Origin of the sequence: Pseudomonas sp. NPDC088885 (assembly GCF_044750025.1) — a bacterium.
Taxonomy (GTDB): Bacteria; Pseudomonadota; Gammaproteobacteria; order Pseudomonadales; family Pseudomonadaceae; genus Aquipseudomonas; species Aquipseudomonas rustica.
In genome coordinates this window covers 32,593-45,462 of the sequence record NZ_JBIVJB010000018.1, presented here as the reverse complement: position 1 = coordinate 45,462, position 12,870 = coordinate 32,593, and the positions used below count along the sequence as shown (strand labels likewise).

At 61.0% G+C, this 12,870-nt stretch carries 14 protein-coding genes; 4 read left to right on the top strand and 10 right to left on the bottom strand.

From position 1 onward, the window contains the following. Positions 1–11: 11 nt before the first annotated feature. Positions 12–374: a hypothetical protein gene (locus ACIP1X_RS11010; RefSeq protein WP_212551224.1), complete on the bottom strand. Its 363-nt coding sequence runs from the start codon at positions 372–374 to the stop codon at positions 12–14. Here ACIP1X_RS11010 and ACIP1X_RS11005 point away from each other — a divergent pair. Further along, a complete protein-coding gene (locus tag ACIP1X_RS11005) occupies positions 346–1,497 on the top strand; it encodes a M14-type cytosolic carboxypeptidase (protein WP_400751894.1) in 1,152 nt (383 codons plus the stop codon). The genes ACIP1X_RS11010 and ACIP1X_RS11005 overlap by 29 nt on opposite strands. 92 nt (positions 1,498–1,589) lie before the next feature. Here the strand turns inward: ACIP1X_RS11005 and ACIP1X_RS11000 are convergent, their stop codons facing one another. Then, positions 1,590–2,135 (bottom strand): cytochrome b, encoded by a 546-nt coding sequence (locus ACIP1X_RS11000; RefSeq protein WP_053121720.1) that lies wholly within the window; start codon positions 2,133–2,135, stop codon positions 1,590–1,592. Next, positions 2,132–3,238, bottom strand: a complete 1,107-nt coding sequence (locus ACIP1X_RS10995) for a catalase family peroxidase (RefSeq protein ID WP_400751891.1) — start codon at positions 3,236–3,238, stop codon at positions 2,132–2,134. Before ACIP1X_RS10995 ends, ACIP1X_RS11000 begins: the two co-directional genes overlap by 4 nt. 157 nt (positions 3,239–3,395) lie before the next feature. Here ACIP1X_RS10995 and ACIP1X_RS10990 point away from each other — a divergent pair, with 157 nt between their 5' ends. Together ACIP1X_RS10990 and ACIP1X_RS10985 are read left to right on the top strand one after the other, a co-directional pair. Further along, the gene (locus ACIP1X_RS10990) at positions 3,396–3,902 is read left to right on the top strand and encodes a sigma-70 family RNA polymerase sigma factor (RefSeq protein WP_053121724.1); all 507 of its coding nucleotides are present in this window, start codon (positions 3,396–3,398) and stop codon (positions 3,900–3,902) included. Next, on the top strand, positions 3,899–4,636 hold the full coding sequence (locus ACIP1X_RS10985; RefSeq protein ID WP_400751890.1) for an anti-sigma factor family protein: 738 nt from the start codon (positions 3,899–3,901) through the stop codon (positions 4,634–4,636). Before ACIP1X_RS10990 ends, ACIP1X_RS10985 begins: the two co-directional genes overlap by 4 nt. 112 nt (positions 4,637–4,748) lie before the next feature. Here the strand turns inward: ACIP1X_RS10985 and ACIP1X_RS10980 are convergent, their stop codons facing one another. The 7 genes from ACIP1X_RS10980 to ACIP1X_RS10950 form a co-directional block, all read right to left on the bottom strand. Further along, positions 4,749–5,720, bottom strand: coding sequence for a spore coat U domain-containing protein (locus ACIP1X_RS10980; protein WP_053121727.1), 972 nt, complete (start codon positions 5,718–5,720; stop codon positions 4,749–4,751). Then, positions 5,717–8,074, bottom strand: coding sequence for a fimbria/pilus outer membrane usher protein (locus ACIP1X_RS10975; protein ID WP_400751887.1), 2,358 nt, complete (start codon positions 8,072–8,074; stop codon positions 5,717–5,719). The genes ACIP1X_RS10980 and ACIP1X_RS10975 overlap by 4 nt, the downstream gene beginning before the upstream one ends. Before the next feature lie 281 nt (positions 8,075–8,355). Further along, positions 8,356–9,132: a molecular chaperone gene (locus ACIP1X_RS10970; protein ID WP_212551229.1), complete on the bottom strand. Its 777-nt coding sequence runs from the start codon at positions 9,130–9,132 to the stop codon at positions 8,356–8,358. Between the two features lie 34 nt (positions 9,133–9,166). Then, positions 9,167–9,667, bottom strand: a complete 501-nt coding sequence (locus ACIP1X_RS10965) for a spore coat U domain-containing protein (RefSeq protein ID WP_400751884.1) — start codon at positions 9,665–9,667, stop codon at positions 9,167–9,169. A gap of 4 nt (positions 9,668–9,671) precedes the next feature. Beyond that, positions 9,672–10,208, bottom strand: a complete 537-nt coding sequence (locus tag ACIP1X_RS10960) for a spore coat protein U domain-containing protein (RefSeq protein ID WP_053121735.1) — start codon at positions 10,206–10,208, stop codon at positions 9,672–9,674. A gap of 20 nt (positions 10,209–10,228) precedes the next feature. Further along, positions 10,229–10,762, bottom strand: coding sequence for a spore coat U domain-containing protein (locus ACIP1X_RS10955; RefSeq protein WP_400751881.1), 534 nt, complete (start codon positions 10,760–10,762; stop codon positions 10,229–10,231). Between the two features lie 78 nt (positions 10,763–10,840). Then, complete coding sequence (locus ACIP1X_RS10950) at positions 10,841–11,344, bottom strand: spore coat U domain-containing protein (RefSeq protein WP_400751934.1); 504 nt, start codon at positions 11,342–11,344, stop codon at positions 10,841–10,843. A 269-nt stretch (positions 11,345–11,613) separates the two neighbouring features. Here ACIP1X_RS10950 and zapE point away from each other — a divergent pair, with 269 nt between their 5' ends. After that, positions 11,614–12,744 carry a cell division protein ZapE gene (gene zapE / locus ACIP1X_RS10945; RefSeq protein WP_400751878.1) on the top strand — a complete coding sequence of 377 codons (1,131 nt, stop codon included), beginning with the start codon at positions 11,614–11,616 and terminating at the stop codon, positions 12,742–12,744. The last annotated feature ends 126 nt before the right edge of the window (positions 12,745–12,870 follow it).

Here is a 12,870-nt window from a genome sequence, read left to right as displayed (position 1 = left end):
GGTCTTCTGGACTATCTCCTCATCAGGCTAATCACGGTTTTTGACCCGGATTTTTTCCGGGTCTTTTTTTTACCCGTTTTTCGGGCTTGTGGCTTCAGGCTAATGAAGTCTTTAGGTGCTGCAAATTCGATGGCGCGGATAATATCAAAAGAATATCGATTGGCAAGCCAAGCCCGGCCGCATTGGGGCAAACTAACGACAAATAGCACTTGAGAATCAATCGCATAATCTCTAAGCTGCCTCCGCGTCATGGAGGACGCCCCCGCCACAACCCCGCAATTCCCCTCGGTTTCAGCCCAATCTTGTGTAAAGTATCGGCCATAACAATCCTGATCAGGAACCGATATGACCGTGGCCAAATCTTCGTTCGACATCAGCGCCAATTTCGACAGCGGCAACATCCAAGTCATCGACATCAGCAATCCGCTCAGCCCGGTTCTGGCTATCCGCCCGGACACGCGCAGCGCCCATTTTCAGTGGTTCCACTTCAAGGCCAGCGGCTTGCACGTCGGTCAGGAACACTGGTTCCGCCTGAACAACGCCAGCCAGTCCTCGTACAACAAAGCCTGGGATGGCTATCAAGCCGTGGCCTCCTACGATCACGTCAACTGGTTCCGCGTACCAACCATTTTCGAAGGCGATTGCTTGCGCTTCTGCCTCGAAGCCACGCAGACCCACGCCTGGTTCGCCTACTTCGAACCGTACAGCCGTGGCCGTCACGACTGGCTGATCGAGCAGGCGCTGAACAAGGCCGGCACTGAACTGCTCGCCACGGGCAAAAGCGTCGAAGGCCGCGACATCCAGTTGCTGCGCAAAGGCAGCGGCGCTGAAGGCCAGCGCAAAGTCTGGATCATCGCCCAGCAACACCCCGGCGAGCACATGGCCGAATGGTTCATGGAAGGCATCATCGAACGTCTGGAACGTCACGAAGATCCGGTGCTGAACAAGCTGCTGGCCAGTGCCGATCTGTATCTGGTGCCGAACATGAACCCGGACGGCGCTTTCCACGGCCACCTGCGCACCAACGCCATGGGCCAGGATTTGAACCGCGCCTGGCAGAACGCCAGTCAGGAAGTCAGCCCCGAGGTACTTTTCGTACAGCAGCAAATGGAAAAGTACGGCGTCGATCTGTTCCTTGACGCACACGGTGACGAGGAAATCCCTCACGTGTTCACCGCCGGTTGCGAAGGCAATCCGGGTTACACGCCGCGCATCGAGAAGCTTGAAGAACACTTCCGCAGTCACCTCAAGCACACCACCAAAGACTTCCAGACCAAGTACGGCTATGTTCGCGACGAACCGGGCCAGGCCAACATGACCCTGGCTTGCAACAGCGTCGGCCAGAAATACGACTGCCTGTCGCTGACCCTGGAAATGCCGTTCAAGGATCACGACGACCATCCCGACAAAGAAACCGGCTGGTCGGGCAAGCGCTCGAAACAATTGGGCAAAGACGTGCTGACCACCATCGCCGACATGGTCGACACCCTGCGCTGATCCCCTCCTCCGCTTAACCAAAAGATCGCAGCCTGACTGCGATCTTTTGCTTCAGGCCGTAGCTTTACGCGCCGGCCCGCCCCCTGACTCGATCAATGACGATCGCGACCGCGCAACATGCTGTCGAGTACTTCATCGCGGCGCACCCAGCCATGAAACAACGCCGCCGCCAGGTGCAGCAGCACCGTCAGAAACAGCAGGTACGCCAGATAACCATGGGCCTTGCGCAGCAACGCAAACAACTGCGCATCGGCCGGCACAATCGACGGCAACTGCAGCGTGGTGCTGAGCATCACCGGTTCGCCAGAAGCGCTGATCATCGCCCAACCGAGCAGCGGTAACACCAGCATCAACGCGTACAACAACAGATGCGAAGCCTTGGCCGCCAACACCTGAAAGTCCGGCAGATCCGCTGGCAAAGGGGGTTGGCGCGTGGTCAAACGCACCAGCAGACGCACGACAACCAATACCAGAATCGCAATGCCCAACGGCTTGTGCAGATGGATCAGCCATTCATGCCGCTCTGAAACAGACGTCACCATGCCCGCGCCAATAAACAGCATGGCGATGATCATCAGCGCCATCAGCCAGTGCAGCAGTCGCGCCAACAATACGAAATGCGTCGGTTGAGTTCTCATGGGCGAGCCTCCTGTTTGGCGGCGGGCAACTGGCTGACTTCGCTGGTGCGACGCAGGTAAGAATCGGCGTAACCGGCGGAGCGCGCGGCGAGCAACGGATCGGCGGTGCCTTGAATCCCGGCCGGCAACACCAGCGGGTCGTAGTTGATGTCGCGGCACTCGCCACTGAGTTGTGGCTGGGTTTTCTCCAGCACCAAGGTGCCGGCGTTGACCACTTTGCGCCCCGCCGGCCAGGTTTTACTGGCGTCGTTGACCGGATCCTCAGGATTGGCCAAGGTGATATTCAACTGAAACCGCAGCGGCGCGGCGGCCAGTTTCTGCACCAGATCCTTCTCAAGAAAATCGCCGCCCTCAGGTGCCGTCGCCCCCGCTGCATCCTGCGCCAACGGCGTCATGCTCCAGCGCACGGCGTGCTTTTTGCCGCTGGCGTCGACCAGATAAAACGCGTTGACGCTGTTATAGGTTTCCGTGGCGTAACTGGCCGACGGCTTGGCGGTTTTCACCCACGTCAAAAACGGCACCGCTTCCGGGTGCGAGGCGAAAAACGCTGGCACCTTGCTCGGATCCGGTTTGCCCGTCGCGGGATCCGGCGACTGCGCCTGTTGCAACTGATAGAACGCCTCGGGCGTGCCGACCGGGAACACCGGCATGCTGTTCATCCCGGTGCGCCACTGCTGCCCGTTGGCCTGAGTGAAACGCAGCGCCAGACTGCGAATCGGCACGCTGCTGTCCGGCGCATAAGGGTTGCCCGCCGGCAGTGCGAAACGCCCGACCACCGGGGTACTCGGATCATTGAACACCTGGGCGGTGGAGAACACCCGCGCCTCGCCGCTGCTCTCGAAATGGCCGATCACGCAGACGCCTTTGGCATGATTACGGCGAAATCCCGGATGCACGCCGTTGTTCTTTTCCAGCACATCGACCAGCGCTTTCGGCGTCAGACGTTGTGGGTCAAAGTTGCCATGCACGTAGGCAAACGCCCCGGCTACGGCGGCGACCACCACGGCGATGCCGCCCAGACGCAAGATCAGGCTCGCGGCACTCAAGGGCGGGCGCTGCGGCCTTTCGGGCGGGGCAGCGTTGGGGGATGAGCGATCAACCATGAACGACTCCAGGGCCATCGGCCACGAGTAGGAAGAATCAGCAAGACGCGCCCCGTCGGGGTTTATTCCACAGCCCGGTATTTATTTTTCCGAACGTGGAATAACCTGCCACGGCGGACGTCTCCCTAGTCCACAGCGTAGTGACTAGCAGAACTTCATGAGCGAATTCGACGAACAGTTGAGAGAAATCATTCCCAGATTGCGCCGCTTTGCCGTGTCGTTGACGCGCAACAGCAGCAGCGCAGACGATCTGGTGCAGGCGAGCCTGGAGCGCGCCCTGTCGAGCTGGGGCGATAAACGCGCCGACGGCGACCTGCGTGCCTGGCTGTTTGCGATCCTCTATCGGCAATTTCTCGACGCCCACCGCCGCTCCCGGCGCTATGCGCGAATGCTCGAATTTTTCACCGGACGTGACGACGCCGAACCCTCGGTCGAACGCACGGTAATCGCCCAATCGACCCTGCAAGCCTTCGACCGACTGCCCACCGAACAGCGCGCCCTGCTGCTGATGGTCTCGGTCGAGGGCCTGACTTATAAAGAGGTCGCCGAGATTCTTGGCGCCCCGATCGGCACCGTGATGTCGCGCCTGTCCCGCGCCCGCCAGGCCTTGCGCCAACTCAGCGACGGCGAAATCAGCAGCCCTTCTTTGCGGATACTCAAATGATCAGCCTGCCTCCCAGCGAGCGTGATTTGCACGCCTACATCGACCACCAGCTCAGCGACGCCGACCGGCGTGTGCTGGAAACCTGGCTGGCCGCTCACCCGGATGAAGCCGCGCAGGTGCGCGCCTGGCAACAGGACGCCCAGCAACTGCGCGCGGCCCTCAGCGGCGCATTGCAGCAACCGGCCAATCCGGAGCTTGACCCGGCACTGATTCGTCAGCGCCGCCAACGCCAGTCTCGGCGCCATCTGGCCAGTGCGGCGATGTTGCTGATCGCGGTCAGCATCGGTGGTTTCAGTGGTTGGCAGGCACGGGAAATGACCCTTGTGCGTTCTTCCATGTTGCCGATGACCGACGCCCTTCAGGCCTATCGATTGATTGCGCAAAAAGGCATGTTGCCGGCGGATTACAAGGTCGACAGTGACGGCGACATGCAGCGCTGGCTCGATCGATATTTCAATCAGGCCAGCCGTTTGCCAAATCTGAAAGCGGCCGGGTTTGAACCGGTCAGCGGGCGCCTGCTGAGCACCGACGAAGGCCCGGCGGCGATGGTGCTGTATGAGGATGGCAGCGGGCACAAAGTGAGTTTCTACGTGCGCCCGCCGGGGCCGAAGAACACCTTTTTGCCGCGCGGTAGCCGCAGTGACGGGGATTTGCAGGCTGAGTACTGGTCCGGTGGCGGGTACAACTATGCGGTGGTGAGCCCGATCGAACTCAAGCCATCACTGCCATTCTGATGTCATGTAGGAGCTGCGGCACGCTGCGATCTTTTGATCTTGCTTTCAAAAAGTCAGGGGCAAAAGATCGCAGCCTCGTTTCACTCGACAGCTCCTACAGAGGTACGCTGCTTCAGAAACCGACGTCGAGCACTACGTTATCCAGATACGTGCCCGCCGGCGGCGTGGTCTGGTCGGTGTAGATTTTTGCGTTGTAGTTGAAGATCTGGCTGCCTGTGCCCAGTCCGTTGCCGGGGTTGACCTCGGCATCGGTGCTCGACCGACGTGCCGTGCCGACACTGCCCCAGCGCGTTGTCCCGGCGCTTTTGAAAATGTCGTAGGCCAGATAATTGCTGCCGGAAATCATCCGCCGCCGCCCGCCCACGCTTACTGCATTCTGCCCGTCGCTCAAGCCCACGGTGTAAGCGCTGCCCTTGGTGCACGCCAGATTAATGGTCTGCCCGCTCACCGGGGTGAACGCACTAATCACTGGCGCGCTACCGAAGGCGATGTTCGGCGCGGTGATTGTGCAGTCATTGGATACAGTCAGGTTCACCGTCAACGTGGTCGTAGCGTTGTTGATATCGCGGCCGATGCAGATCGCACCAATGCCGATCCCCGAACAGTAATTCCAGTTCCAGAAAATGCTCAGCGTCTCGGTGTAGACCCCGGCGGCGACGTTGCTGCCAATGGTTGTGCCCAAATACAGCGGCACGGTTTTCGGCGTCGTGCCGTTGAGCAGGCCCAAGGCATCAATGATGCCGTTGCGGGCGAAGTCGTAAGCGGTGCCACGGGTCAGCGGGTAGCTGGTGCTGTTGTTGGCGTAAATCGTGTAACTGATGACGTCGCCGGTCGGCCCGACCAGACCGCTTTGGGTCGAGGACACGGTGCCCCAGAAGTGGTCGTTGCTGGTCAGCAAGGACAGCAGCGATCCGGTGCAGCTCAACCCGCCATTCAATGTCGAACTGGGTTGAGAGGTGGTGCGCACGGCGATCGAACTGATCGAACCGAATGACGCTGGGGTCGTCCCCACCACCGAGCACAACGCCTGCGCCGCCCCCGGCAGCATCAGCGCGAGCCACAAAAACATCCGTGCAACCGTCATTGGCACACCAGCGGGCCGATCAGCGGCACTTGGTTCTGCTGCATATCGACCGGGAATTGCACTCGACAGGTGCTGCCATCGGCCAACGTCACTTGCAGGGAATTCTGCGCTTCGAGATTTTCCAGATAGACCAGGCCATCCCAGCCCACCACCGTCCGCGCACCACTCTGCTCGTGCAGCACACCCGCGCCCAACGGCAGTTCGCGTTTCTGTGCGTCGACCAGCACGATGCTCGCGGCAATCACCCGCGTCAGCGGAAACTCCAGCAGATAACCACTGCCACGCCGCACGGCAATACGCTGTTCGACGTTGGGGCTGCGCACATTTGGCGGCAGGTTGAGCGGATCGATCTCGTATTTGCCGCGGTAATAGGCGCTGCTCCACGGCACCAGCAAATGGCCGTTCTTGTCGGTTTCGCCGACCTGCTGATTCTCGTAGCGCACCGGAATGTTGGAAAAGCCATCAGTACTGACCACAACAAAAGCATCGTCGATGCGGTTGGCGGCGAACACTTGTTTGTCCATCCACACCAGCGAACCACTGGCATCGGCCCAACGGGTTTCGGCGTCGGACGAACCGTAGACCCCGGCCTGCAACTGCACCGATTGTAGACGCCAAGTCACGTCGGCCTGTCGATAGTCCGGGCCATCGCCCTTGGCGTAACCCAGATTGAAACCTACGCCGCCCTCGGTCGGCACCGCGCGGCTGTAGTTGACCCGCTGCTGGCTCTGCCCGGTTTTGCTGCGCTCGGTGCTGATCGCCAGGCTGCCGCGTAAATCGAACGGAATCACCACTTGCGCCTGCACCGCCCAGTTGCTGTCGCCGATTTCGCGGTTGGCTGACAGGTAGAAACTGCTGTTGCGCCACAGCGGTTTGCTCCAGCTCAGGTTGAGCAATTGTGTACGGGAATCGTCCGCCGCGCGCACATCGAAATAGCCAGCGCCGAGGCTGCCCCAACGGTCGAGGTTAACGCTGAGGGTCGCCTGTTCACTGCGCCGACTGAGACTGATGTAGGGCGTGTCGACCACGGTCAGGTCAGCGTATTGATCGTGGCGTTGCAGGCGCTGATAGGAAAAGCTGAAACGCTGATTGCTGTACTGATAGCCGAGGCTCAATTGCTGACCGCCCTCGCCATCGAAACGGCTTTGGCTCATGGCGCTGTTGAGCACGCCGAAATTGCCCAGCCGCAGATTGCCGCCGAGGCCACCGAGGGTCAGCGAGTCGGAGGCTTCAGCGTGGCTTTCCAGGGTAAAACTGTCGCTGACGCCGTAGCGCAGGCTGCCGGAGGTTACGCCGGGGCCGTAGTTGAAATCCTTCAAAGCGTAATCGCGACGCAGGGAACCGGCGGCCACGGAAAAATCGCTCAAGCCTTTTTGCAACAAGCTGCTGGTGACATAGAACGGCACCGTGGTCGACACCTGTCGACCCAACGCATCCGTGGTCACCACCACGGCTTCGCCCGCGCCGTTGATGAACGGAATGTTGGTCAGCGTGTACGGCCCCGGTTGCAGTTCGGCACTGCTGGATTTGTAGCCGTTGATAAATAGATCGACCGAGGACGGCACCGCCGCTTCGCCAGCAAATTGCGGCAACGGATAGCTGACCAGATCCGGGCGCACGGCGAAGTCCCGCGAGAACTGCACGCCACCGAGACGCACCGAACTGCTCCAAGGCAAGGCGCCGCTGATCACGTCGCCGGCCTCGTAAGTGAGCATTCGCTCGTCATCGGAATAACGCCAGGTGGTGTCGTAACGCAGGTAACCGTTGTCCAGCGTGCTGACTGAATCACCGGACAACGTGCGTCGATATTGCCCGGTGTTGGACAACGTGCCCCAACTGTCGAACAGGCGCACTTCGTTCCACGCCGCTAAATAGGTGCCGGCATCGTCGGTGTCGTTGAGGTAGAGGTCATAGTTGAACAACGCGCCGAAACTGCTCAGCGCCGGAGTGCGCGGATAGGCTTGGCGATTACCGATGAACTGTTCTGGCAGCCATTCCGGCGGCACGTTGAGCAGCAAGCGTTGACCGACGCTGTCGTATTCGCTGTGCAGACCGGGCAGGCTGTCGAGGTCGACTTCAGTGCTGATGTTTTCAGGCAGTTTCATACCGGTTTCACGCAGCGCCGTGGCGGGTAAGAACAGGCGCCCGCCGCGCTGCTGCACTGCCACCACTTGCCCGGTATTCATCTGGTTGACCACCAGTTCGAGAAACAACTGTGCATCGCTGACGGCCTCCATGCCGCTGGGCGGTGGCGGCAGTTCGCCGGCCCCGGACGGTTGAACGAACACCAGGCAGCACGCGCCGGTGAGATGCCACAACGGACGCTGAATACGGCGAGCCCATCCTCGGCTCATACGCGCTTTACGTCCGTCAATGGACTGAATCCTCCTGATACTGCGATGGGCCTGACACATCTATTTCTGGCTTGACCCAACCTTTGTGGTGAGGGGATTTATCCCCGACCGGCTGCGCAGCAGTCGTCAATCCTGGCAACTCGATGCAACCGGGAAAAACGGGGCCGCTTCGCAGCCCATCGGGGCGGTGCGACGTTTCGCTAAATCCCCTCACCACAGGGTTCAAGTGCCACAGGTAAATCCCATAGCCACAGAGTTCCCGGCATGACACCGGGTCAGATTCACTTCGCCGGGGTAATGCTCTGTACCTGCGCCCCGCCATTCACCCGCACCTGCAACGCCGAATCCCCCGCCAGACCTCCCGGTGCCGGCCAGCGCATCACCGCGCCCGGTAGCACGTAGCCGAGCAAGCCTTCCGCCAGCGGTTTGTTCTGCCCACCCTGTTTGATCGCGACATCCGTCAACCGCGCATGCACCGCACCTTGATTGCGCACTTCGACATACGGCCGGCCATCCACCGCCACCGTGCGCCAACTCAGTTGCGGTAAACCAATGCCCTTGGGATCACGCTGGCGGGTGCTGTCTTCTTTGCTCCACAGACCGACGCCGTAAGCGAACAGCGGTACCGAATAGCGCATCTGAAAACGAATCGCCGCCGCTGTTTTGCCACCTTCAGCACTGGGCGGTTGTGCGGACGGGATTTCGTCGATGATGATTCGGTAGGCCAGTTCCTGCCCGGGCGGCACGTCCTTGGTGCGGGTCAGACGCACCAGTTGTTTCTGACCCGGCTCGATCTTCGCCACCGGCGGGCTGCCGATCACATCGCGCTGGTTCTGGTATTGCTCCTCGTAACCGTTCTGGCTCCAGCCGAACACGCGGATCTGCAGGTTGGCGGTTTCAGTGCCGCGATTTTCCAGCCACAACGCGCTGGCCTGTTGATCAGCCTCCAGCACCGGATCGATCGGCCAGATCAACACCGAACTGGCGGCGTGCGCATAACCTGCCCCGAGCGTGAACAGCGCCAACACCGCGCGCCGCATGAACGTAACTGCCCCCATAAACCTGCTCCTTGTCGGCACATCAAACCTCGCCTCACCACGACAGTTGCACCTGCAACACATCGCTGTACGTCCCCCCAGGCTGATTGCCCGGCAATTGCACCTGACCGTAAATCGGCAGGCGGATGTTGTTTGCATCGCTGTACGCCACTGCCACGCTCTGGCCGATGCCCAGACTCTGGCTGTACGCCGCATCGCGGAACAGCGTGTACGCCACTCGCGCGCTGCCGCTGTTGACCTGCAGGTGCCGGCCACTGCTGTTGTACTGGCCGCCGTCGACGCTCATGTTCAACGTCACCCCCGGCGTGCATTGCAACTGCACGCCGCCACTCAGTGCGACCTGCACCGTGCCGGTAGCCAGGGCCGAGCGCGAACCGAAATTCAGCCCGCCATAGTTCGACACCCCGCCCACCACCAGGCACCCCGCCGTGACCGTGGCGCTGACCTGAAAGCTCTGGCTGGTCGCCGCCGTCAGCGGCAGCGGTGCACTGCCCGCACAGAGCAGGAGCAACGCGATGCCGCCATGGCGAAACATGGCATCAGAACGTCAGTTCAACAGCGACGGTGTCGGTGTAGGTGCCGGCCGGCAAACCGGCCTTGCCCACGGCCTGACCGTAGATATTCACGGTCTGCGCGACACCGGTACTGGCGGCAAGATTGATCGTCCCGTCGATCGCCAACAGCTGCGAGTGCCCGGCATCGGTGTAAAAGTCGTAGGGCACGTAATTCGCCACGCCGTCGTACAACGCACGGGTGCCGCCCGGCGACATGCCGTCATGGGCACCGGCGCGCACTTTTACCGTCGGCGTGGTGCCGCTGGAGCACAGAATCGACAGCGCCCCGCCGCCACCGCCCAGCACTTGCCCGGTGGCCGTGGTGAACAGGCTGTTGGCGGTGCCGAAGTTCAAGGCACCGAAGTTGAGACCGGTGGAGCCACCGGCGCCGTTGACCTGACAGCTGCTGATCAGGATCAGGCTGGAGGTGATCTGGCCAGTGACCGTGGTGGCGGCATTGGCACTGGAAACCAGCGCCAGACCGAGCAGCGGCAAACCTATCCTTGATGCAAACGTACGCATGGTGTCCGTCCTCTACGGGGTTACCAGTCGAGCGTCACCGTCAGGGTGTCGGTGTAGACCCCTGCCGGAACCGCGCGGGTATTCGCCACCACCGAGCCAAATACCGGAATGGGTATTTGCGCAGCGCTGGTGACAGCGAAATTGTGTTGTTGGCCGATGCTGTAGCTCTGCGCGCCCGAGGGGTCGAGAAACAGCTGATAAGGGAGGGTCTGGCGACCGTTGCTCAGGCGCCGGGTGTTGCCGTCGCCATGGGTGCCGCCGTCGATGGTGACGGTGAAACCGGTGACCGAAGGGTTGCAGGCGACATTGAGTTTGCCGCTGGTGTCGCCGTCGAGGGCTGCTTTGATCGGCGCGTTCCAGGTCGGCCCCTGCTGACCGAAATCCAGCGTGCCGAGATCGCTGACCGGACTGGCAGGATTGGAGGTATTGGTGACTTCGCAGCCGGCGATCAGGATCAGCCGCGCGTGGATCTGCCCGCTGACCGCTGCTTGCGCATCGTCCGCGAGCAGCGCCAGCGTACCTGCTGCCATGACCATCCAGTGTTTACCTGCCATTGCGCCCGTCCCTACTCCTTCAGCGACTTCATCCATTGCGCTCATCATTGAGCACTGCGTTGTTGCTGTCCGTTGCGATCACCAGGTGACCGTGACTTTCACTAAATCCGAATAGCGGCTGACCTTCGGCACTTCCGCCAGCCGCTCGATCCGCGCATACAACGGCAACTCCACCGTGCCAGTGTCCGGCACCCGCCCGCTGACCGGTACGTCCACCACCAGCGGCACTCGCCGCGCCGCATCCTGATACAAGCGGTAAGGAATCGGCTTGCTGCCCTCCGTCCCGGCCATGTATCGCACCTCACCGATACCGCCGTGCAAACCGCCGTCAACGCGCATCTGATAAGGCGTGTCCGGGTTGCATTCCAGCCGTGGCAAGCGTTGATTGGTCAGCGCCGCACTCAATGGCCCGTCAGGGTCGTCGAGGCGCGCGGTGCTACCAAAGTCGAGCACGCCGAGCTGCACAATCCCGGCCTCGCGTTGCTGGCCGATCAACTGGCAGCCGCGCTGCACGTCGACTCGCACTTCGACCTGTAGATCCGCCGCGTATGCAGGTGCAGCAAGCACACCCAGCAGGCCCATGACCACTCGTTGTTTCACTGCGCCATTCCTTGTCAGCACTGGCTTGCGCTGTCGTGACTGTGTTTCAGGTTAGCAACGCACGGCGATTGCGCCAGTCAATTGGATCCATGGAGCGGTCGGGTTATGTTTCGAAAGGTTGGCAACACGCGGAAAATGTTCTGTCACCGAACGGCCTCGACAGCCCGAGGTAGAAGCCGTTGACGTCGCCTGGTTACAATGTCGCGCCGCACTCCGGGGAGGCGGCATGACCGATACGGAGTGACCGCAGAGTGCCCGCCCGACCGCCGAAACGATCACACCTGAGCCAACGCTGGCCGGTGCTGCGCCGCTTGTTCGGCAAAGGCATTGGCGCCAGCGCCGGGCACGAGGCGAGCGCACAGTCGATCCGCGATTATTTCCGCAACAAGGCGCACCAGCAGGGTTACACCCTCAGCCACAGTCAGCAGCGCGTCATCGATTGCATGGCGCAACAGGCCAGTCTGCTGTTCGGCGCCACCGCACAAACTCCGCCGAGCCTTTACCTGTACGGCGCGGTCGGGCGCGGCAAGAGCTGGCTGCTCGACGGTTTCTTTCAGGCGCTGCCGATTACGCAGAAGCGGCGGCTGCACTTCCATCAGTTCTTCGCGCAATTGCATCAAGGCATGTTCAGCCATCGCGAGCAGGACGATGCCCTCGCCACCACCCTTGATGAGTTGCTGCAAGATTGTCGGGTGTTGTGTTTCGACGAGTTTCACGTGCATGACATTGGCGACGCGATGCTCATCACCCGGCTGTTCAAAGCGCTGTTCCAGCGCGGGATTCTGCTGCTGGTGACCTCTAACTATCCGCCTGAAGGTTTGCTGCCCAACCCGCTCTATCACGCGCGGTTCAAACCGGTGATCGAGTTGATCAATATGCGCATGCAGGTCATGGAAGTCGGCGGCCCGCATGATTATCGCAGTCTGGCGCGCAATCATGAGCATCAAGTATTTACCCATGGGCATTATGTCTGGCCGGGTACGGCCGATCAGCGCATGGCCCTGAACCTGCCGGCACAAGATGCCCCGCCATTGTCGCTGGCCGTCGGTACCCGGCATTTTCGGGCGCGACGGTGTGACGACAGAAGCGTGGCTTTTACCTTCGATGACCTGTGCGAGCAGCCGACGGCGGTGATGGATTATCTGGAGTTGTGTCGGCGTTTCGACCACTGGGTGATTGATGATTTGCCACTGCTGGGCGACTGCTCGATTGCGGCGCAACAGCGCTTCATTAATTTGATCGACGTGCTTTACGACCAGGATAAACACCTGACGTTGATTGGCCGGTCGTCGCTGTGCGAAAGCCTGGGCGGCGATGCGATTGATCTGGGGCGTACGCGTAGCCGGTTGGGGCAATTGCAAGTTATCCACGAGCCTAGCTGACATCGCAAATCCCCCTGTGGGAGCGGGCTTGCTCGCGATGGCAATCAACTATTCACCACTGATTTCGACTGACACAACGCCTTCGCGAGCAAGCTCGCTCCCACACGGGATTATTGCCAGACGCAG